Genomic DNA, 20,962 nt, shown 5'->3' with positions numbered 1-20,962 from the left:
CATATGACGGACCAGCAGGTGGACCTGCGCTTTGTGCGGGACAATTTCGGGCATGCGTCCATCTCGACCACCAGCGCCTACCTGCATACCGAGGACGATGCGCGGCACGAAGCTACGCAGGAACGTCACCGGATCGGGTGGAAGCGCGAAGTGTGACAGGGGCACTCGCCTTGGCCCTGGTTTGGCCCTGGTTTGGCCCGTGCCACGCCGCGGCGCGGGCGGCAACGCGAATCATGACGGATTGCCATGCACGAGGCTTCTGTTTCTAATGTCTGGGCACGATGGGCTTCGAACAACTGGCGGCACTCAAGGAACAACTGGCAAAAGTAGCTAAAACGCCACGGGCGAGGACGCGACGTGCACCCCAGTTTCAGCCAGCCCGGCTAGGCCCATTAAGCCCGTCGATCCGGTGCTGCAGGCCATCGTGAAGCTGCAACAGCGCTTTCCAAAAACCCTTTCCAAAGAATCCCGCACCAAAGGTGTCGCTCAAGATCGGCCTCTTCGAGGATCTCATCTTGCACGCGCGGGAACTCGGAGGCATCCGAGCAGCGAACCACGCGCCACCGTCAAACAATCAATAGCTCCTCTGAAACCTACCCTGACGGAGCCGGTATTGCGCGACGCAATCCGGACCTTTAGGAGCTTACTGAACGCCGATGGCGGGCGTGGTTGCCACCGCTCGCATTCGGCTTCGCAAGAGTTGGGGACATGGCCGTCCAATCGAACCATCGAACCCTCGGGGCGTCCCGATGTTCTTTGGGGGGCCTGCTAATCGGGTCGCAACGGATTCCGCATATCCAACGTTTTTTGGCCTACCGATGCCCAAGTTCGGCCAGAAGCAGCCGCGGGCTGGAGCCTCACGATAGACACTCGAGTGCCGGCTCCTCCGCCGCCAACGGCCGTCTCGCACCCAGCGATGCGCATCACACGCGTCGGCCACCACAAACGCCGGCGCGCGGACTGAGTACAGACCCGATGAGGCGTGCATTTCCCGGGAATGCGTTCGAGGTAGCGTTGAAGTGGGGGCGCGAAAGTAGGGCGGAGTAGTCGATGACGCCTCTTTCAGGGACCAGGGACCTAACTTGGGCGCTCGGGAACGGCTTCAGTTCGCCGGAACATCGAGCGATGTGTTGCATGTGATGCATCAGTTGCATCTAAACCGGGCAATAATTAGTCGAGCGGTGACCGCTCATCTATTAGGAGGGCCGCCTGCCGCCGGCCCCCAGGACAGGGTGAATATATTGATGCACAGTGTGCAGCAATGTAGTGCAATTGGATTGCATTGTTCGAAAAAAAATGAGCGCCCATAATCAATGCACAGCGCGCAGGCTGGCTGCGCGCGCCAATAGCATAGGAGCATTTCATGGTTTCCGTAGTGCGATTTAGCGAGGCAGGCGGACCTGACGTCCTGAAACTCGAAGCGACGAACGAGCGCGAGCCTGGTCCGGGAGAAGTGTGGCTGGAACAGGAAGCAATCGGGGTCAACTACCTCGACGTGACGCAGCGGAATGGTGCCGTGCCAGTACCCCTCCCAGCGGGCTTGGGCCTCGAAGGTGCCGGGCGCGTGGCTACTGTTGGGGCAGGCGTGGATAATGTGAAAGTCGGTGATAAGGTTGCCTACGCGACCGGCCCGCTTGGAGCGTATGCGAGCGGGCGTCTTTTTCCTGCAAACAGGCTGGTTCACATCCCTGAAGGGATGACGGCCGATGATGCTGCGGCTGTGCTTTTCAAAGGTGTCACCGCCCAGTATCTGCTCAAGACTACCTATCCCGTTGGTCCAGGTACCACGATGGTTCTCTATGGCGCTGCCGGCGCGCTTGGGCAGCTCATGGTGCCTTGGGCGAAGCATCTGGGCGCTTTCGTGATCGGCGTCGTGGCAAATGCGGAGAGCATTGCCGTTGCAGAAGACCTCGGCTGCGATGCAGTTCTTGTTTTCAATGCCAGCACACTGGCAGCAGAAGTGGCCGAGATCACCAAGGGTAAGAAGGCAGATGTCGTCTACGATCCGATCGGACGTGTCTCGTTCGAAGCGTCTCTGGATTGCTTGCGGCCACGCGGCCTCCTGGTGTCGTTCGGTGCCTCCTCAGGTACTCCTTCGGCGGTCGAAGTTGGTACGCTCAATGCAAAGGGCTCCCTGTTCTTGACCCGCCCGTCACTCGGTGCTCACACGGCAGACATCGCTGAGTATCGCGAACGTGCTGACGATGTGCTGGCTGCGGTAGCGGCGGGTATCATTGCACCCAAGATCTGGGGCCGATACGAGCTGAATGACGTGGTCAAGGCCCACTCTGACATCGAGGCAGGCAAGTCTGTCGGCGCCGTCATCCTTAAGCCGTGATTGCTCATTAGATAAGAGAGCGCTGAGTTCCTGGCTAGCGAGATGAACGCTAGCCAGGCTCCCGCATCCGGCTTGCACACTGAAGCGTGAGCCACTCAATATGAGCCAACTAGATAGTCGTCATATCGAGGAGATTGCAGCATTGCTCGCCGTTGCGGAGGAGAGGTCCTTCGTGGCTGCTGGTCGGATACTGCAACGTCATCCGACTGTGATATCAAAGCGGCTTGCCGCGTTGGAACGACGGCTGGGCGTCCGACTTCTCGAGCGCACTACCCGTCAGGTGAGATTGACTGATGCGGGGGCGCGCCTCGTGGACCGCTTGCGTTCCGCCACAGGGCTAATCACTGAGGCTGAACAAGAGGCGTCTCTGGGCGCTGCCGAGATTCGGGGGGTCCTTCGACTGGCACTTCCTGCGGCATTGGGGCGGCTGTGGCTGGGTCCAATGCTGCCGGAGTTTCTTTCCGCTCACCCGCTGCTCTCCATCGAGGCAGCTTACAGTGAACGCTTTGTCGACATCATCGCCGAGGGCTTTGATGCGGCGATTCGGGTTGGTGAACTTGCCGACAGTAGGCTGATTGCGAAGAAGCTGAGCGACCATCGTCGAATTCTGTGTGCCTCCCCTGGGTATATACAAAAACATGGTGCACCAAAGAATCCTCGTGATCTTGGATTGCACAATTGCCTCGGTTTTACTGGCCTTGCGTCCTATCCCGAATGGCGATTGTCAAAAGGCGAGCGCAAGGAAACTGTCGTTACACGCGGGACGTTGATCGCTAACGACAGCGAAACCCTTCTGGCTGCTGCACGATATGGCCTGGGAATCATAGGAGCTGGCGACTGGCTAATGAGCCGAGACATAGCCGAGGGCACACTAGTCCGTGTTCTGCCGGACTGGGATCTCGACGAACGGGGCGGCGTTTATCTAATCCGACCTTCCGCGAAGTTCACCCCAGCAAAGACGACGGCGTTCAAGGAATGGATTGAGAAAAAATTCGATTGCGGTGCGCCTTGGAATACGGATGCGAGACCGACGTAGATAAGAAATGCACCTTGTGGAGGTAGCGACTGTCGGATGCACCTCTTTTAGTGCGAGGGCGACATCGCGTTCACCACAGGCCTACCAATTGCTGAGTCAACGTCGGGAGGCGCGCCGTCAGATGTGGTGCCATGGCTTTCCGAAGCCTACCGTTCGATAGCTTGGGACGTCTCAATCCAGAATTTATTAACCACAAGGTGGATACCTCTACCAAAAAGGAATCGAATATGGCAAAGGGATATTGGATCAACTCGTATCGAAGAATTTCTAATCCGGAAGCATTGGCGGCATACGCGAGCCAAGCAACACCCGCCATTCATGCCGGCGGTGGACGGATCCTCGCGCGTGGGCTGCCCGCACTTGTTCATGGTGCGGGTATCGCCGAGCGAACCGTTGTCATCGAGTTTGATAGCGTGAGCCAAGCGGTTGCTACCTTTCATAGCGATGCCTATCAGGCAGCACTGCAAGCGCTTGGCACGGCAGTGGAACGCGACTTCCGAATTGTTGAGGGGGGTTGAATAGAGGGCGCAAGGAGCGTGACGATGCCATTCCTCGAGTGCTTAAAGTGCCAGAATGTGTTTCAAAGAAGGGCTGTGACCTCCCCTGACAAGTTCTCCTACGATTCCTTCGGCGCCGATCCTCGTTTCATTTCGGTGGCGAGATGCTCAAGTCGGCCACCGGCACTCGCATGGTTCACGTGCCGTTTAACGGCAGCGCACAGAGCTTGACCGCACTGGCAGCGGCCAGGGCCAGGTCCAGGTCGCGGTGGACACCGTGGTCGCCAGCCTGCCGCTGATCAAGTGCCGCAAGATCAAGCCGGTGGCAGTGTTGTCGCGCGCAGCGGCCGCCCGCGCTGCCGCAGCGCAGGCGGAAATGCGGAGGGGCTTGCTGGCATTTCCGGTCGTTGGTTCAGGCAAGCCGCGGACACGAAAGGCCGGCCGCTTCGTGCGCGCCGTTCGACCGCCCGGGCGTGGACCCGTGGATGCACGCATACACATACAGCGGCCACCCGGTGGCCTGCGCGGTTGCGCTGGCTACGTTGGACATTGTCCAACGCGAAGGACTTGTAGCGCGCGCGGAGGTGCTGGGCGAGCGGCTGTTGCGCGGCCTGCGCGGAGCGCTGGGCAACCACCCGAACGTGGGAGACATCCGCGGTCTCGGCCTAATGGCAGCAGTGGAACTGGTGGAGGACCGTGCCACCAAGCAGGCGTTCGACCCGTCCCGCAAGCTCGGCCCGCAGGTGCTGGCGCAGGCGCGCCAGCGCGGCGTGGTCACGCGCGGTCGCGGCGACACGGTTTACCTTGGCCCGGCGTTGGTGAGCGAGGAGGCGACAATCGATCGAATTGTGGACACGGTGACAGAGGCAGTGGGCGTGATACTTCCGGACTAGACAGCGGTGAGCTCATTGGAGTCCCTGCGGTGGGCGGCCAGAAATATGCTGGTGGTGCCAATCACGGAGTTGGTGACGCGTATCTACGCGTCACCTCACGGCTTACAAGTGGCCCCCTTCTTTTTTTGCCATCGCCTAGAGACGGCGCGCATCTGCGTCGGGACTTCAGCAAGCCTTAGGAATCGGTGCAGAAGGTAGGCAACGTGCGGAGCCACTGTAAGCAATTGCATCCGGTGCAGATTACAAATGCACCTGAGGCAGCAGTGGAGGTGTGCCGCGCGCGGCCGATGAAGCCCGTGCCTTAGAGCTAAGCGCGCAGCAAGGGCAGTGGAAGGGCGCTCGGTGACAAGCACCACACAGCCGCAATGAGATGGTGGCTAACGGAAGAGCTGAACTAGTCTATTTGGATGTGGATGCCCAACTCGTTCAGAGAATAAACTCGGCTGTCCACAGCCAGGTACGTGCGATGGGCCCACTTGTCACATTCTGGGTGCGTAACAACGGGGGACTCCGAATTCACTTTGCTGAGTGTGGCTTCGTCCCATTTTCGCCTCAAGGCGATAGTGGCTTCGAGGCGTGCGCGGATACCAGGCATTCCTGGAAAAGTAGTGCCGCGCGAGATGGCTGAGGCGAGAGACGCAGGACACTCGAGTATTTAACCGCATACTTAAAGCGATTTGGTGCAATTGGTTGCATCGTGCCGCGCGTCACAAACTCAGCCGCATAGTGGTTTGGTAGGAACCCCAGATAACGTCCCGACAAGATCAGCAGGGCGATAGCCTCCTGATCGAAGGCTGTCGCCCTTCGCGAAAGCCGGGCTCTGTGGCTAATCTCCATATTAGGGGAAACGAAGCCTAGCCCAGCAAACGCATAGGACTGCAGATTCTGCCAGGTTAGCGGGCGGTGATCCGCGCCGTAGAGCGGGTGGTTCTCTCCGCAAAACAGAAGCATCGTCTCGCCAAAGAGCTCTGTATAGCTCAGGCTCTTGGAACTACGGTAGCTCGGGACGATGCCAACATGAAAGGTGCCGTCGAGTATGCCTCGCTCGGTGGGGTTAGTCGAGGCAACATGGATGCTAAGCGCTACGTCAGGTGCAAGGTCGGAAAAACGCGCAATGGCAGTGGCAACGCGAGCATCAGGATTGGTCACTAGCTTGTCAAACATAGCGACTTCAAGGCTACCGCCCATCCGAAGGTGGATGTCGTCGATGCTGTTTCGAAACGAATCGACTGACGCTAGCAACCGCAAAACCTCATCGTAAACCCTCTGTCCTTCTGCGGTCAGGGCGAACCCCGATCGACCACGCCGACAGAGCACCAGGCCGAGGCGCGTCTCCAGGTCCTTGATGTGCCGACTTACGGTCGAGCCCCCAATGTTCAGCTCCCGCTCTGCTGCCGTCATACCACCGCAGTCCACGACGGTCTTGAAGACCTTCAGTAGACGCAAATCCATGTCGCTCAACTGGCCCATCTGAGCACGTAACTTCGGGTCGCCGCTTACATTCATAAAGTGCTAAGTGAGGATTGATTTTTCATCATTCCAAAGGCTAGCGCTATAAACAAGAATAGGCAAACACATCCAACACGACCGCCTGACTCACGGAGAAGAATATGTCCACACTTACCGCCGAATCGAAGACTACCCGGCACCTTAGCACCGACGCGGCGAGCCTCGAGGCTCACTGGATGCCATTCACTGCCAACCGTAGCTTCAAAGCAGACCCCCGCATCATTGTCGAGGGCAAGGGAGCGTACTACACGGATGCGGATGGCAGGAAGGTCTTCGATAGCTTGTCTGGCCTCTGGTGTTGTGGCCTTGGCCACGGTCGGCCCGAAATCGTCGAAGCGGTAAGCCGGCAAGTAGCCAAGCTAGACTACTCGCCCAGTTTTCAGTTTGGGCATCCCTCGTCCTTTGAGTTGGCAAACAAGATCAAAGCCTTGACGCCTGCCGGGCTTGACTATGTCTTCTTTACCAACTCCGGTTCGGAAGCGGCGGACACCTCGCTCAAGATGGCGCGGGCCTATTGGCGGGCCAAGGGTCAGGCTACCAAGACCCGCTTAATTGGTCGCGAAAAAGGCTATCACGGCGTGAACTTCGGAGGCATCTCCGTGGGTGGCATCGGTGGCAACCGTAAGGTCTTCGGCCAAGCAGTGGAGGCGGACCATTTGCCGCACACCATGCTCGCGGCGAACACCTTCTCCCAGGGCATGCCTGGATCTGGCGTGGAGCTCGCAGACCGTCTTCTTGATCTTATTGCTCTGCACGATGCGTCGAACATTGCCGCAGTCATCGTCGAGCCGTTCGCGGGCTCTGCAGGCGTGATTGTTCCGCCGCAAGGTTATCTCCAAAGACTGCGCGATATTTGCACTGCCCATAACATTCTGCTGATCTTCGATGAGGTCGTCACGGGTTTTGGCCGCGCTGGCGCTATCACCGGCGCAGACGCATTCGGTGTGGTTCCGGACATTATGAATATTGCGAAGCAAGTCACAAATGGCACGCAGCCACTCGGCGCGTTGATTGCTAAGCAGGAAATCTACGACACGCTCATGGCAGCCGGAGGCCCGGACTACCTTGTTGAGTTTCCGCATGGATACACCTACTCAGCTCACCCGGTTGCTTGTGCCGCGGGCATCGCAGCACTGGATGTACTCGTGAAGGAAGACATGATCGGACGCGTGCGAAACATCGCGCCGTACTTCGAAAATGCAGTTCACAGCCTCAAAGGCGCAAGCGGAGTAGTGGATATCCGAAATTATGGTTTGGCAGCAGGAATTACGTTGGCGCCGAAGCACGGTGAGCCCGCGCGCCGACCGTACGAAGTCGCAATGGCATGCTGGAAAAAAGGCTTCTATATTCGCTATGGCGGCGACACGATCCAGCTCGCACCGCCCTTCATCACAGAAGTAGCCGAAATCGATCGCCTAATCAATGCGATTGGGGACGCCCTGGCCGAAACGGCAGACTGAACTGACTCCTGCTTCACCAGATCGGGCAATCCCGACGGGAATGCCACACTTACTTTAAGAGAGCTTTGATGGAACATGATCGTAGCAACACCCAGATCCTCGGCCACTTCATTGACGGGAAGCACGTCGCCGACAATGAGCGCACACAGCCCGTGTTTGATCCTGCCACTGGCCTTTCGAACAAGCGCGTTTCTCTCGCCAGCGCGACCACGGTCGAACAGGCTATCGCCTCGGCGCAGGCTGCTTTTCCTGCTTGGAGAAATACTCCTCCCCTCAAACGCGCTCGCGTGATGAGCAAGCTCAAGAGTCTGCTGGAGGCAAACGCGGAAAAGATCTGCGCTCTAATCACTGCGGAACACGGCAAGGTCACAGCGGATGCCATGGGCGAGCTAACCCGAGGCATCGAAAACGTAGAGTTCGCATCCTATGCACCGCAACTGTTAAAGGGTGAGCACAGCAAGAATGTCGGGCCTGCAATCGACTCTTGGAGTGAATTCCAGGCACTCGGCGTTGCAGCGGGGATTACCCCCTTCAATTTTCCGGTGATGGTTTCCTTGTGGATGTGGCCGATGGCCGTAGTGTGCGGCAACACGTTCGTGTTGAAACCATCCGAGCGCACTCCGTCGTCAACGCTCTTCTTGGCGGAGCTTGCGCTGGAGGCCGGGCTCCCACCAGGCGTCCTCAATGTGGTCAACGGCGATAAGGAAGCCGTAGACACGCTGCTTAGTGATTCTCGCGTGAAAGCGGTGAGCTTCGTTGGATCGACATCCATCGCTGAGTACATTTACGCGACGGGTTGCTCTCATGGGAAGCGCGTTCAAGCTCTCGGCGGCGCAAAGAACTTTGCAGTGGTGATGCCCGATGCAGATATCAACAATGCTGTCAGCGCTTTGATGGGCGCGGCATACGGCTCTTGCGGCGAGCGCTGTATGGCGATTCCCCTCGTTGTTGCAATTGGCGATGAGGCTGCAGACGCTGTGGTGGCTGGCCTGAAGGAAGGCATCGCGAAAATGAAGGTGGGCCCCGGAAACGACGACCGCAATGACATGGGGCCGCTAGTGACAAAGCCGCATTTCGAGAAAGTAAAGGCGTTCGTCGATGCCGGCGTGGCCGCGGGGGCCAAACTGGTGGTCGACGGCCGCGGTGTCAAGGTTGATGGCCACGAAGGCGGCTACTACCTCGGTGCGTGCCTTTTCGACGACGTTAAGCCCGGTATGTCGATCTATCAAGAAGAGATCTTTGGCCCTGTACTTGGTGTGATCCGCGCCAAGACGCTGACGGAAGCCATGGCAATGATCGACGCTCACGAGTATGGCAATGGAACGTGTCTCTTTACGCGTGACGGCGAGGCTGCTCGGTTCTTCAGTGACAACATCCAGGTGGGTATGGTAGGGATCAACGTGCCGCTACCCGTTCCGGTGGCATACCACTCCTTTGGGGGTTGGAAGCGGTCATTGTTCGGTGATCTGCATGCCTACGGCCCTGACTCGGTGCGCTTCTACACGAAGCGCAAGACTATCACGCAGCGTTGGCCCTCGGCCGGGGTGCGTGAGGGCGCGGTCTTCAGTTTCCCGACCAATCGATAAATCGCGGTCGACCTCCCGTATTCACTACGGCTAGCAAGGCGTTTGTGAGTGGGAGGTCAATACAGAGTTTCCGATCGCCTTTGGATCTAGATCGGCGCTACCTAACCATGGATCGTGTTGAAGACGATAACAAGATCTTAGCTTTTAGAATTTGAGTAAGATTACAGGTAGCTGAAGAGATTTCGCATGAAAATCGCGGATATATGTTTAGCTGCTGGAAATCATTTCCAATAAAGCTCACATTGATTTGTATCTGACATGCCACGGCCTATATCCGCGACCATTCACCTATCTTCGCTGGAGAAGAATCTTTCCATTGCAGCGGAAGTTGCTCACGAGTCGAAAGTGTGGGCAGTCGTTAAAGCAAATACTTATGGTCACGGGATCTCCCGTGTCTATCCGGCGCTTGCGAACGCAGATGGCGTTGCCGTGATCGATCTGAATGAGGCAGAGCATCTGCGCGCACTAGGATGGAGGAAGCCCATTCTTCTCCTCGAAGGATTCTTCGACGATTCGGATATCCCCGTCCTGGATGCGCTCAACCTAACCACAGTCATTCATTGTCCCGACCAACTGCGCATGCTTGAGGTAGGTGCACGGAGCGGACAGTTGAAACCCGGGTCGGTCGACGTGGTTCTGAAGATGAACACAGGCATGAATCGACTTGGTTTCACGCCGGATGCCTATCGATCCGCCCGGGCTAGGCTTAGAGCCGTCTCGGCAGTGCGGTCAATAACACACGCGACCCATTTCGCCGATGCCGACGATGATAAAGGAGTTAAGAATCCGCTGCTTGTCTTCATTCGCGCGATCGGAGATCTGCATGGACCGGTATCCGCTGCTAACTCGGCAGGCATTCTGTGGCACAGCGAAACCCATCGTGAATGGGTACGTGCCGGAATTATGCTCTATGGTGGCTCGCCGAGTGGGGATTGGAAGGACGTGAGTTGTTTCGGTCTGCAGCCCGCGATGACACTGCAAAGTAAAATCATCGCGGTACAAAAGGTAAAGCCTGGGCAATCTGTGGGATACGGGTCGACCTATACTGCGACGCATGCGCAGCGAATCGGTATTGTCGCTTGCGGATATGCAGACGGATATCCTCGAATGGCTTCCTCGCATGCAAATCACTATGCGCCCGTATGCGTCGGGGGCTACGCGACACGTACTGTTGGGCGCGTATCCATGGATATGCTTACGGTAGATCTGACAGATTGCTATGGCGCAGAGATAGGCTCTCCTGTGGAGTTATGGGGAAAGAACGTACCAATAGACGATGTTGCTGCCGCGGCCGGTACGATTGGTTATGAGCTAATGTGCGCTTTAGCTTCGCGAGTTACGGTTAACGTGGAAAATTAGTAGCGGGACTGTATATATAAAGACAATGACAAAAGTCGTTCACATAAAAAATAATAAATCTCAAATAAGTTTCGCCATAAAGCCATTGTTATTTAATTTCCACTGAGGGGACGAATTCATCGGGAGTTGAATTGTTGTAATCTAGATCATATTTTATTATAGATAAACTGCGACTCGAAGAGTCCGGCGTGGCTAAAGTTTTGAAATTGCGCTGCAAAAGACATACAAATCATAGGAGACTGGACATGGAAATCACGCTTTCTAAGATCATGCCGATCGCAGTTGTGGTGGCACTAGTCACCGCCTGCGGCAAGAAGGAAGATCAGCCGGCTGCCTCGGTACAAGCGGGACCTGCCGCGACGGCAGTGTCTGCAGCGGGCGGTGGCGAAATCGTAGTAAGGATTGGACATGCGGCCCCCCTCACCGGTGGTCTTGCTCACCTTGGCAAGGACAACGAGAACGGCGCTCGCCTGGCCCTTGAAGAGGTCAACAAAGCAGGCCTCGAAATCAACGGCAAGAAGATCAGCCTTGAGCTGCTCAGCGAAGACGATGCGGGCGACCCGAAGACTGGCACTGCCGTGGCGCAGAGGCTGGTGGACAAGAAGATCGTAGCCGTGGTCGGCCACCTGAACTCGGGCGTGTCAATTCCGACCGCCAAGATCTATAGCGACGCTGGCATTGTGCAGATCTCGCCGTCGTCGACCAACCCCGACTACACCAAGCAAGGCTTCAAGACCACCTTCCGCGTGGTGGCTACCGACGCCCAGCAAGGCCCAGCGCTGGCTAACTTTGCCCTCAAAAGCCTGCACGCAAAGACCGTAGCCATCGTAGATGATGCTACCGCTTTCGGCAAGGGATTGGCAGACGAGTTCGAGAAGACTGTCAAGCATTCCGGCGTGAACGTGGTGGCGCGTGAGGCTACTAACGACAAGGCCACGGACTTTAAGGCCATTCTGACCAAGATCAAAGGCAAGAAGCCAGACGTCATCATGTACGGCGGCATGGATGCTACCGGCGGCCCATTCGCTAAGCAAGCGAAGGAGCTTGGGATCAGCGCCAAGATTGTTGGCGGTGACGGGCTGTGTACCGACAAGATGGTTGAGTTGGCTGGCGATGGTGTATCTAACATCGTCTGTTCGGAAGCAGGTCTGGCTCTGTCGAAAATGGAACATGGCGCGGAGTTCGCGAAGCGCTATCAGACTCGCTTCAATGCACCGGTGCAGATCTATGCACCGTTCACTTATGACGCGGTCATGGTGATCGTTGACGCCATGAAGCGCGCCAACTCGACGGAGTCAGCCGCGATCCTGGCCGCGATGCCAAAGACCGACTACAAGGGGCTGATCGGCAATATCGCATTCGATAACAAGGGCGACATGAAGGAAGGCACCATCACGTTGTACGAGTACAAGGATAAGAAGAAAGTTGTTCTTGACGTCGTGAAGATGTAATTCCCGGCTTACCCGCCATCCAAACGGCACCGCGAGAATTGCCGCTGTGCCGTTTGTTCAACCTTGCCATACGGCAGATGTACGCAGACTGCCTATCTCCATAGATTCACTTCCACGCCACCACATAGCAACGTCCCCCGGCAGCATCCACAACAGGCCGATGGACTTTGTACGAAAGCAAGGAGCTTTCATGGATATTCTTGTCCAGCAGATTGTGAACGGTCTGGTGCTCGGCAGCATCTATGCGCTGATCGCACTGGGCTACACCATGGTCTACGGCATCCTGGGGATCATCAACTTCGCCCACGGCGATGTCCTGATGATCGGCGCGCTGACAGCCCTGTCAGCGATTCTTGGTCTGCAAAAGTTCGCCCCCGGCCTGCCCGAATGGCTGACGCTAGTGATCGCCACGCTGCTCGCCATGCCCGTCTGCGCAATGCTTGCTTATTCGATTGAGCGGATCGCGTACCGCCCCTTGCGCAACGCGCCACGGCTGGCGCCACTGATCACCGCGATCGGCGTCTCCATCATTTTGCAGACGATGGGCATGCTGATCTGGTCGCGCAACCCACTGACCTTCCCGCAACTGCTGCCGTCGGACCCAATCGACATCGGCTCGACCGGCGCCACCATCACGGGCAAGGAGATGGTCATCATCGGCATGGCTGTGATGGTGATGGCTGGCCTGCTCGCGCTGGTCAATCGCACCAAGCTCGGCCGCGCCATGCGTGCCACCGCAGAGAACCAAAAGGTGGCCGGGCTGATGGGTGTGAATCCCAACTTCGTCATCGTCGCCACCTTCATGATCGGCGCCACGCTGGCGGCGCTGGCCGGCGTGATGATGGCCACCAACTACGGCAATGCCCACTTCTACATGGGCTTTATCCCCGGCCTGAAGGCGTTTACCGCCGCGGTGCTTGGCGGCATCGGCAACCTGGCCGGCGCCATGGTCGGCGGCATGCTGTTGGGCCTGATCGAAGCGCTCGGCGCCGGCTATATCGGCGACCTGACCAATGGCGTATTCGGCTCGAACTACCAGGACGTGTTTGCGTTCATTGTCCTGATCGTCGTATTGGTGTTCCGGCCGGCCGGCATCATGGGCGAGCGGGTTGCCGAACGCGCCTGAGCCCAAGGAGACTGACTCGATGAATTCCCCAATTCAATCCCCGGCGCAAGCGGCGCTACTGACAAAGGCCTCGGCCAAGACGCCGGCCAAGGCCACGGCGGTACTGCTTAGCTTCCTTGTGATCGCCCTTTGCGCACCGTTCATTGTCCAGACCCTGGGCGGTAGCTACTGGGTCCGCGTGCTGGACTTTGCGCTGCTGTACATCATGCTGGCGCTGGGCCTGAACATCGTGGTGGGCTTTGCCGGCTTGCTTGACCTGGGCTACATCGCGTTCTACGCGGTGGGCGCCTACCTGATGGCGCTGTTTGGCTCGCCACACCTGGCGAACCAGTTCGAGTGGATCCACCAGTTGTTCCCCAACGGGCTGCACCTGTCGATGTGGTGGGTATTGCCGCTCGCGATCCTGGTGGCCGCCACCTTCGGCGTGCTGCTGGGCGCGCCGACGCTCAAGCTGCGGGGCGAATACCTCGCGATCGTGACGCTGGGCTTCGGCGAGATTATCCGCATCTTCATGAACAACCTGGACCGTCCGCTGAACATCACCAACGGCCCCAAGGGCATCACCGCGGTGGACCCGGTCCATATCCTCGGCTTTGACTTCTCGAAGACGCACGAGATCCTCGGGCTCAAGTTCTCGCCGGTGTTCATGTACTACTACCTGCTGGTGTTCCTGGTCATCGTGGTCGTGTTCGTGTGCCTGCGCCTGCAGAACTCGCGCATCGGCCGCGCCTTCGTGGCCATCCGTGAAGACGAGATCGCCGCTAAGGCCATGGGCATCAACACCCGCAACATCAAGCTGCTGGCCTTTGCCATGGGCGCGTCGTTCGGTGGCGCCTCGGGCGCGGTGTTCGGCGCGTTCCAGGGCTTCGTGTCGCCGGAATCGTTCTCGCTGTGGGAATCGATCTACGTGCTGGCCATCGTGGTGCTGGGCGGCATGGGCCATATCCCGGGCGTGATCCTGGGCGGCATCCTGCTGGTGGGCTTCCAGGAATTGCTGCGCGTGGTGGCCGAGCCGATCCAGACAGGCCTGTTCGGCCACGTGATCGTGGATGCCGAAGTGCTGCGCCAGCTGATGTTTGGCCTGGCCCTGGTTGGCGTCATGCTGTATCGCCCGGCAGGTATCTGGCCGTCGCCGCGCAAGGAAGACCGCCCGGTGGTCCGCCGTGCGGACAGCGTGGGCCGATTCTGACTAGGAAGACAATATGAGCGACAACAATCTCCTCCTGTCGGTACAGGGGGTCAACAAGCGATTCGGCGGCCTGCAGGCGCTGTCCGAGGTGGGCCTGCAGATCAAGCCGGGCGAGATCTATGGCCTGATCGGCCCCAACGGCGCCGGCAAGACCACCTTCTTCAACGTCATCACCGGCCTGTACACGCCGGATTCGGGCGACTTCGTGCTTGGCGGCAAGGCCTACCAGCCGACCGCGGTGCACGAGGTAGCCAAGGCAGGCATCGCGCGCACGTTCCAAAACATCCGCCTGTTCGGCGACATGACCGCGCTCGAGAACGTGATGGTCGGGCGCCACGTGCGCTCCAAGGCCAGTCTGTTGGGGGCGATCTTCCGGCCGCCTTCGGTGCGCCGCGAGGAAGAGGGCATCGAGGACATGGCGCACGACCTGCTCGACTATGTCGGCATCGGCAAGTACGCCAATTTCACTTCGCGCAACCTGTCGTACGGCCACCAGCGCCGGCTGGAGATCGCCCGTGCGCTGGCGACCGAGCCCAAGCTGCTGGCGCTGGACGAGCCGGCCGCGGGCATGAACGCGACCGAGAAGGTGGAACTGCGCGGCCTACTTGAGAAGATCAAGAACGATGGCAAGACCATCCTGCTGATCGAGCACGATGTGAAGCTCATGATGGGCCTATGTAATCAGATTTCCGTACTCGACTACGGGAAGGTCATCGCCCGGGGCCTGCCGCAGGAAGTGCAAAGCAACCCCGCCGTGATCGAGGCATACCTCGGCGCATCGGCGCACTGATGGTGGGAGGACAAGCAATGAAACACATCGTACTGAAGATCTCGGGCCTGAAGGTAGCCTACGGCGGCATCCAGGCCGTCAAGGGCATCGACCTGGAAATCCGGGATGGCGAGCTGGTGACGCTGATCGGCGCCAACGGCGCCGGCAAGAGCACCACCATGAAGGCTATCACGGGCCTGCAGGGCTGGGCCGGCGGGGACGTGGAGTACATGGGCAAGTCGATCAAGGGCGTGCCCAGCTACACGCTGCTCAAACAGGGCCTGGCGATGGTGCCGGAAGGGCGTGGCGTCTTTGCGCGCATGACCATCACCGAGAACCTGATGATGGGCGCCTACACGCGCAACGACGAGGCCGGCATCAAGGCCGACGTCGAGCGCATGTTCGGCATCTTCCCGCGCCTGAAGGAGCGGGCCAGCCAGCTCGCCGGCACCATGTCCGGCGGCGAGCAGCAGATGCTGGCGATGGCGCGCGCGCTGATGAGCCAGCCCAAGGTGCTGCTGCTGGACGAGCCGTCGATGGGCCTGTCGCCGATCATGGTCGAGAAGATCTTCGAGGTCGTGCGCGACATCTCGGCGCAGGGCGTGACCGTGCTGCTGGTCGAACAGAACGCGCGCTTGGCGCTGCAGGCGGCCCACCGCGGCTACGTGATGGAGTCCGGCCTGATCACCATGAGCGGCGACGCCAGGAAAATGCTAGACGACCCCAAGGTGCGCGCGGCGTATTTGGGCGAGTAATCTGGTCCGTGCGAGGCTTTCGTGGCGACAATGAAGGCCTCGCCTTGTTCCTCGTCGTCGGCAGCAGTTCAGCTCAACCGCGCTTGTTCGGGATCGCAGTCGCTTAGCGTTTTTCCTTGTAAGGCGGTGGTGTATCCCCTCGCGGCGCTGACAACGCTTGGTTGTGAGGTTGTAGCAGGCGCCGCGATCACCGCTCAGGAAGAAGTTGACGGATTCTGGGCGACTTCCGGGAGTTCGTACTAGGCAGCGAATCTTCCAGCGAGGTGTTTGTGATGGAACGAAGCTCGTCGCTGATACGGATTCAGCGCAAAGTGCTGCTGTATTGGGTCAAGACTCGAGAGAAGGGCCTGGGTGAGTTTGCGATCGCGAGTCCCGTGGATGCTACGCCAGCGCTCGGGCGGGAGTAACTGGGGCCATTCTCTGTCCGGTTATTCATACGAGCAGAGACTGAAAGAAATATGTTATCGACAACCGCCGATTCCGGAATGTCGGACTTTAGCAGGCCGCTGAAATACCTCTAGCGGACGTCAGCGCGGGGACTGGCTGAGGCGTTGATCTGAGGAGTCCATTCAACCCAAGATTTCAGGCGCGGCGCAGACACCTTCACGGAGAGCTTGTTCACTATGCGGCGGCTGGATGATTTCGTGCCGAAGTCCCATCCGCTGCGCTCGATCCGCACCATGGCCAATCAGGCGCTAGCGAAGATGGACCGGTTGTTCGCGCAGATGTATGAAGCCGATATCAAGGGCGGCCGGCCCAGCATCGCGCCGGAGAAGTTGCTGCGGGCCATGCTGCTGCAGGTGCTCTACAGCGTCCGGTCAGAGCGTCAGCTCATGGAGCAGACGCAGTACAACCTGCTGTTTCGCTGGTTCATTGGTTTGGCCATGGATGATGTGGTCTGGGTGCCCACCGTGTTCAGCAAGAACCGCGAACGGCTGATCAAGCACGACGCGGTAATCGAGTTCTTCAATGAAGTGTTGGCCATCGCGCAGAAGAAGGACTGGCTGTCGGGCGAACACTTCAGCGTGGACGGCACGCTGATTCAGGCGTGGGCAGGCCACAAGAGCTTCGTGCCCAAAGACGGCGGCGACAATGACGATAACGACGGCGCTAACTTCAAGGGGCGCAAGCGCGGTAACGAGACGCACGAGTCCAAGACCGATCCCGATGCCAGGCTCTATCGCAAAGGCAAGACCGCCAGTGAGTTGCGCTACATGGGCCATACGCTGAGCGACAATCGCCACGGCCTGGTGGTCAGCGCCATGGTGACCAATGCTGACCGATACGCCGAGCGCGAGGCCGCGAAGGTCATGCTAAACGATGCCAGGCAGGTGGCTTAGGATCTCGATGTGGAAGTCACCGTGGGCGCGGACAAGGGCTACGACGCGGAGGAGTTCATTCAGGCTTGCCTGGAGATGAAGGTGACGCCGCATGTCGCACAAAACACCTCGGGGCGGCGCTCGGCCGTCCCTGATGCCATCGCACGCAGCGAGGGTTATGCCATCTCGCAGCAGAAGCGCAAGCTGATTGAACAAGGTTTTGGATGGGCCAAGACCGTTGGGCGCATGCGCCAGGTGATGTTGCGCGGACGGAAGAAGGTCGACCAGATGTTCGTGCTGAGCATGGCCGCCTACAACCTCGTACGTATGCGTTCCCTGGGACAAATCCGTCCGCAGTCGCAGTAATCGCGGAAATGAGGCTGGAAATGGGCGTCAAATCACCGAAAAAATCGATGAAGTGACGCCAGATTCCCGGATTGTGAAAAATGGCGAGCCTTCAGCCTTGTAGGAAGAAGCTTCGCCTTTTGTGCGGTGAGTACTTCAGCAGCCTGCTAGTTCTACTGTGTCATAAATTGAATCGACCATCGATTGATGCGCAGCATGGGCAAAGCCCAAGGCTGCGCATCAGGTGGAAGCTAAGGTGATGACGGAGTGTCGTGATCGAATTCGCCACGTGTCGCTGCGCGCGCAGGGCTGCCACGGGGGATGTAATCCGCGGGAAGCGCAGGGACTTGGCGTTCGAAGAAGTTTTTTTTACTGCCTTCTGACTTGTCGGCAGTGAGTCGTTCGGCCATCAGGAAGCCATAGGCTGCGATGCTCAGCGTCGCGTGATGGTGGAATCCGCGCCAGCCTCGCCCTTCGTAATGACCAAGGCCGAGCTCTTGCTTCAAGTCTTGGTAATCGCGCTCAATACGCCAACGCATTTTGGTCACGAATATCAGTTGCTCTATCAGCGCATCGGCTGGTGCTGTGGACAAGAAGTATTTGGTTGGCTCCGTTTCGCCCTCCGGCCACTCGACCAGCAACCACTCTTCGTCACGCAAGGTGCTGCGCCAATAGTCCCTATGCGCCGGGCGAACCCGCACGGCCGCAAATCGCGATGAAAGGGCCATATTGGTGCCTTCCCGCCAAGCCACCACTTGGTAAGCACTCGAGGGTAAAGTCATCGCCAGGGTCTTCACGGAAACCGGCTCATGGCCCGGTGCGCGACGCAGCAACTTCGGTGGCCTGCCCGGACCGCTTGCCGGTTTGGCCGGCAGTGGCGAGACGCCCCGCGGCCACACTGTCGTCGTGGAGCGAATCCCGACCGCGTAAAGCAGACCCAGCTCGGTCAGGGTTTCGCGAAAGCCGGTTTCATCGCCATACGCAGCGTCGGCCAGCACGACTCCGACAGGCACGCCGGCTGCGATCGCCTCCCGTACTTGCGCCAAGGCAATCTCCGGCTTGGTGGCAAACGCGATATCGTCTGGCACGCCGGCCTTCTGGCGGCGAGTCGCATCGTCGGCCCATTCCTTGGGGAGATAAAGCTGATAAGCAATCGGAAGGCTGCCTTGCTCTGTAGCCAGTGACAGGCTGACTGCCACCTGGCAGTTGTCCTGTTTGCCAAGCTGGCCGCAATATTGGCGCGCCACACCCACTGAATGTTTGCCCTTCTTCGGAAAGCCCGTGTCGTCAATGATCCAATAACGACCGCTTTGAGCTTGCAGCAAAGGCTGCACCCATTCCCGGACGCGCCCCATCAATGCCGCATCCGACCAATCGGATTTAGAGACGAAGTGGTGCAGAGACTGATGCCGGGCACTGGCATGCAGTGGGTCAACCCGTGCCGCCATCGGTTCGACGCTCTTGCGCGACAGCGGCAGCATCAGGCCAGTGCAATAGCTCTCCAAGCCGGCCCGGCGATCTGCATGCCCCAATCCCTCAGCCAAGTAGTTCATGTACTCCGCAAATCGGTCGCTTGTACTCATGCACTTCCACCTTGAATGAAGAAGCACATATAATGCACTATTTTTTATGACACAGTAAGACTAGCTAGTGCCGCGCACCCGCTACTGGACCGGCCTGCTGGAAGGTGCCGCGCGCATGGATCTGACGGGACACGTTGCGCGGGCCGATGCGATGCGGGCGTACCAACTGCAAGCCCATCGTGGAGTGCGTGCGTTATCTCAACCCGCTACTGCACCGAAGCCGAACTGATCTGTGACGACGGCACGGCACCGCATGCGTGCGCTCGACAACTGGAATCCATTGCTCCCCGTCGAACTGCCGCGGTCACCACTGCAGCCACCATCGTTGCGCGCTGTGCTTCCTGCTCTTGTTTGGACTTGCACCCACTGGAAAAGCACCACCTAAACAAGGCGCACACCCGTGGCCGGCATGGCACTGTCTCGGCGCATGCGCGCACCATTGCCGTGAGCCAGATGAAAACCAAATGATCCAATTTGGACCATTTGGTCAAATAAAATCCAATACTAACACTCAAGTCATTGATTAATAATGCTATTTTGCATATGGCATGATGCATGCTAGTACGGACTACCCTGGCACGGATGCAACGGCATGACGCGGATCAGGGCCCTTTGACCAAATGAGGAAAACATGAACGTCGGCGTCTTCATTCCCATCGGCAACAATGGCTGGCTCATCTCGGAGAACGCTCCGCAGTACAAGCCCACGTTCGAGCTCAACAAGCGGATCACACAGACGGCCGAGCACTATGGCCTGGACTTCGCGCTCTCCATGATCAAGCTGCGCGGCTTCGGGGGCAAAACCGAATTTTGGGACCACAACCTGGAGTCTTTCACGCTGATGGCAGGCTTGGCCGCGGTCACCTCCAAGATCAAGCTCTTCGCTACCGCCGCCACGCTCACCATGCCCCCTGCCATCGTAGCGCGCATGGCCGCCACCATCGACTCGATTTCGGGCGGGCGCTTTGGTGTGAACCTGGTGACCGGCTGGCAGCGGCCGGAGTATTCGCAGATGGGCATGTGGCCGGGCGACCAGTTCTTCGGCACTCGCTACCAATACCTCTCGGAGTATGTGCAGGTGCTTCGCGATCTCTGGGCCACCGGCAAATCCGATTTCAAGGGCGAGCATTTCGCCATGGAGGACTGCCGCGTGAGCCCTACGCCGCAGGCGGATATGAAGGTGATCTGTGCCGGCCAGAGCGACGCAGGCATGGATTTCTCAGCCAGGTACGCCGACTACAATTTCTGCTTCGGCAAAGGCGTCAACACGCCCAGGGCCTTCGCTCCGGCAGCGGAGAAGCTGATCGAGGCCACGAGGAAGACGGGCCGCCAAGTGACTTCCTATGTCCTGATGATGGTGATCGCAGACGAGACCGACGAGGCCGCCCGGGCCAAGTGGGAGCACTACAAGGCCGGTGCCGACCACGAGGCAATTGCCTGGCTTGGGCAGCAGGGCGCAGTCGACACCAAATCCGGCGCCGACACCAATGTGCGCCAGATGGCCGACCCGACCTCGGCCGTCAATATCAACATGGGCACGCTGGTGGGCTCCTACGAGAACGTCGCCCGCATGCTCGACGAAGTCGCCGAGGTGCCGGGCACCGAAGGCGTGTTGCTGACCTTCGACCATTTTGTGGAAGGCGTGCAGGCCTTCGGCGAGCGCGTCCAGCCCCTGATGAAGAGCCGCGCCCACGTGGACAGCCCCGTCCCCTCGCTGGTTCAGTCCAAGCGCCAGGCCGCATGACGG

The 20,962-nt window shown here is 58.8% G+C and carries 15 protein-coding genes and 4 pseudogenes; 17 read left to right on the top strand and 2 right to left on the bottom strand.

Going from position 1 to position 20,962, the window contains the following annotated elements; all coding sequences use genetic code 11:
• From ACGLHR_RS32530 to ACGLHR_RS32500, 7 genes and pseudogenes are all read left to right on the top strand, one after another.
• Positions 1 to 156: pseudogene (locus tag ACGLHR_RS32530) on the top strand (integrase); the annotation flags it as partial.
• Positions 157 to 370: 214 nt separating this feature from the next.
• Positions 371 to 533 (top strand): annotated as a pseudogene (locus ACGLHR_RS32525) (ProQ/FINO family protein); the annotation flags it as partial.
• A gap of 830 nt (positions 534 to 1,363) precedes the next feature.
• Complete coding sequence (locus ACGLHR_RS32520; RefSeq protein ID WP_400098917.1) at positions 1,364 to 2,338, top strand: quinone oxidoreductase family protein; 975 nt, start codon at positions 1,364 to 1,366, stop codon at positions 2,336 to 2,338.
• Positions 2,339 to 2,438: 100 nt separating this feature from the next.
• Positions 2,439 to 3,374 carry a LysR family transcriptional regulator gene (locus ACGLHR_RS32515; RefSeq protein WP_400098916.1) on the top strand — a complete coding sequence of 312 codons (936 nt, stop codon included), beginning with the start codon at positions 2,439 to 2,441 and terminating at the stop codon, positions 3,372 to 3,374.
• Positions 3,375 to 3,601: 227 nt separating this feature from the next.
• On the top strand, positions 3,602 to 3,892 hold the full coding sequence (locus ACGLHR_RS32510; RefSeq protein WP_400098921.1) for a DUF1330 domain-containing protein: 291 nt from the start codon (positions 3,602 to 3,604) through the stop codon (positions 3,890 to 3,892).
• Between the two features lie 69 nt (positions 3,893 to 3,961).
• Positions 3,962 to 4,236, top strand: a pseudogene (locus ACGLHR_RS32505) (tripartite tricarboxylate transporter substrate-binding protein); the annotation flags it as partial.
• Positions 4,237 to 4,356: 120 nt separating this feature from the next.
• Positions 4,357 to 4,764, top strand: coding sequence for an aminotransferase class III-fold pyridoxal phosphate-dependent enzyme (locus ACGLHR_RS32500; RefSeq protein WP_400098919.1), 408 nt, complete (start codon positions 4,357 to 4,359; stop codon positions 4,762 to 4,764).
• A gap of 552 nt (positions 4,765 to 5,316) precedes the next feature.
• On the opposite strand, the gene ACGLHR_RS32495 is transcribed toward ACGLHR_RS32500, so the two are convergent.
• The gene (locus ACGLHR_RS32495; RefSeq protein WP_400098914.1) at positions 5,317 to 6,234 is read right to left on the bottom strand and encodes a LysR family transcriptional regulator; all 918 of its coding nucleotides are present in this window, start codon (positions 6,232 to 6,234) and stop codon (positions 5,317 to 5,319) included.
• 140 nt (positions 6,235 to 6,374) lie between these two features.
• On the opposite strand from ACGLHR_RS32495, the gene ACGLHR_RS32490 reads away from it, so the two are divergent.
• The 9 genes and pseudogenes from ACGLHR_RS32490 (at position 6,375) to ACGLHR_RS32450 (ending at position 17,653) form a co-directional block, all read left to right on the top strand.
• A complete protein-coding gene (locus ACGLHR_RS32490; RefSeq protein ID WP_400098912.1) occupies positions 6,375 to 7,733 on the top strand; it encodes an aspartate aminotransferase family protein in 1,359 nt (452 codons plus the stop codon).
• 68 nt (positions 7,734 to 7,801) lie between these two features.
• On the top strand, positions 7,802 to 9,319 hold the full coding sequence (locus tag ACGLHR_RS32485) for a CoA-acylating methylmalonate-semialdehyde dehydrogenase (RefSeq protein WP_400098910.1): 1,518 nt from the start codon (positions 7,802 to 7,804) through the stop codon (positions 9,317 to 9,319).
• Positions 9,320 to 9,577: 258 nt separating this feature from the next.
• Positions 9,578 to 10,678, top strand: a complete 1,101-nt coding sequence (alr, locus tag ACGLHR_RS32480) for an alanine racemase (RefSeq protein WP_400098908.1) — start codon at positions 9,578 to 9,580, stop codon at positions 10,676 to 10,678.
• 245 nt (positions 10,679 to 10,923) lie between these two features.
• Positions 10,924 to 12,129 (top strand): branched-chain amino acid ABC transporter substrate-binding protein, encoded by a 1,206-nt coding sequence (locus ACGLHR_RS32475; protein WP_400098907.1) that lies wholly within the window; start codon positions 10,924 to 10,926, stop codon positions 12,127 to 12,129.
• Between the two features lie 190 nt (positions 12,130 to 12,319).
• Positions 12,320 to 13,255 carry a branched-chain amino acid ABC transporter permease gene (locus ACGLHR_RS32470; protein ID WP_400098905.1) on the top strand — a complete coding sequence of 312 codons (936 nt, stop codon included), beginning with the start codon at positions 12,320 to 12,322 and terminating at the stop codon, positions 13,253 to 13,255.
• Between the two features lie 19 nt (positions 13,256 to 13,274).
• Positions 13,275 to 14,444, top strand: coding sequence for an ABC transporter ATP-binding protein (locus ACGLHR_RS32465; RefSeq protein ID WP_400098903.1), 1,170 nt, complete (start codon positions 13,275 to 13,277; stop codon positions 14,442 to 14,444).
• Between the two features lie 13 nt (positions 14,445 to 14,457).
• Complete coding sequence (locus tag ACGLHR_RS32460) at positions 14,458 to 15,234, top strand: ABC transporter ATP-binding protein (RefSeq protein ID WP_400098901.1); 777 nt, start codon at positions 14,458 to 14,460, stop codon at positions 15,232 to 15,234.
• Between the two features lie 17 nt (positions 15,235 to 15,251).
• On the top strand, positions 15,252 to 15,968 hold the full coding sequence (locus tag ACGLHR_RS32455) for an ABC transporter ATP-binding protein (protein ID WP_400098899.1): 717 nt from the start codon (positions 15,252 to 15,254) through the stop codon (positions 15,966 to 15,968).
• A 623-nt stretch (positions 15,969 to 16,591) separates the two neighbouring features.
• A pseudogene (locus ACGLHR_RS32450) lies at positions 16,592 to 17,653 on the top strand (IS5 family transposase).
• A gap of 230 nt (positions 17,654 to 17,883) precedes the next feature.
• Here the strand turns inward: ACGLHR_RS32450 and ACGLHR_RS32445 are convergent.
• Positions 17,884 to 19,215 carry an IS701 family transposase gene (locus ACGLHR_RS32445; RefSeq protein WP_400098897.1) on the bottom strand — a complete coding sequence of 444 codons (1,332 nt, stop codon included), beginning with the start codon at positions 19,213 to 19,215 and terminating at the stop codon, positions 17,884 to 17,886.
• A gap of 631 nt (positions 19,216 to 19,846) precedes the next feature.
• On the opposite strand from ACGLHR_RS32445, the gene rutA reads away from it, so the two are divergent.
• Positions 19,847 to 20,959 (top strand): pyrimidine utilization protein A, encoded by a 1,113-nt coding sequence (gene rutA / locus ACGLHR_RS32440; protein WP_400098895.1) that lies wholly within the window; start codon positions 19,847 to 19,849, stop codon positions 20,957 to 20,959.
• Positions 20,960 to 20,962 lie beyond the last annotated feature (3 nt).

It is taken from the genome of Cupriavidus sp. CuC1 (genome assembly GCF_044627735.1).
Classification (GTDB): Bacteria; Pseudomonadota; Gammaproteobacteria; order Burkholderiales; family Burkholderiaceae; genus Cupriavidus; species Cupriavidus ulmosensis.
The sequence above is the reverse complement of the archived record's forward strand: the minus strand, read 5'-3'. Positions and strand labels throughout refer to the sequence as shown.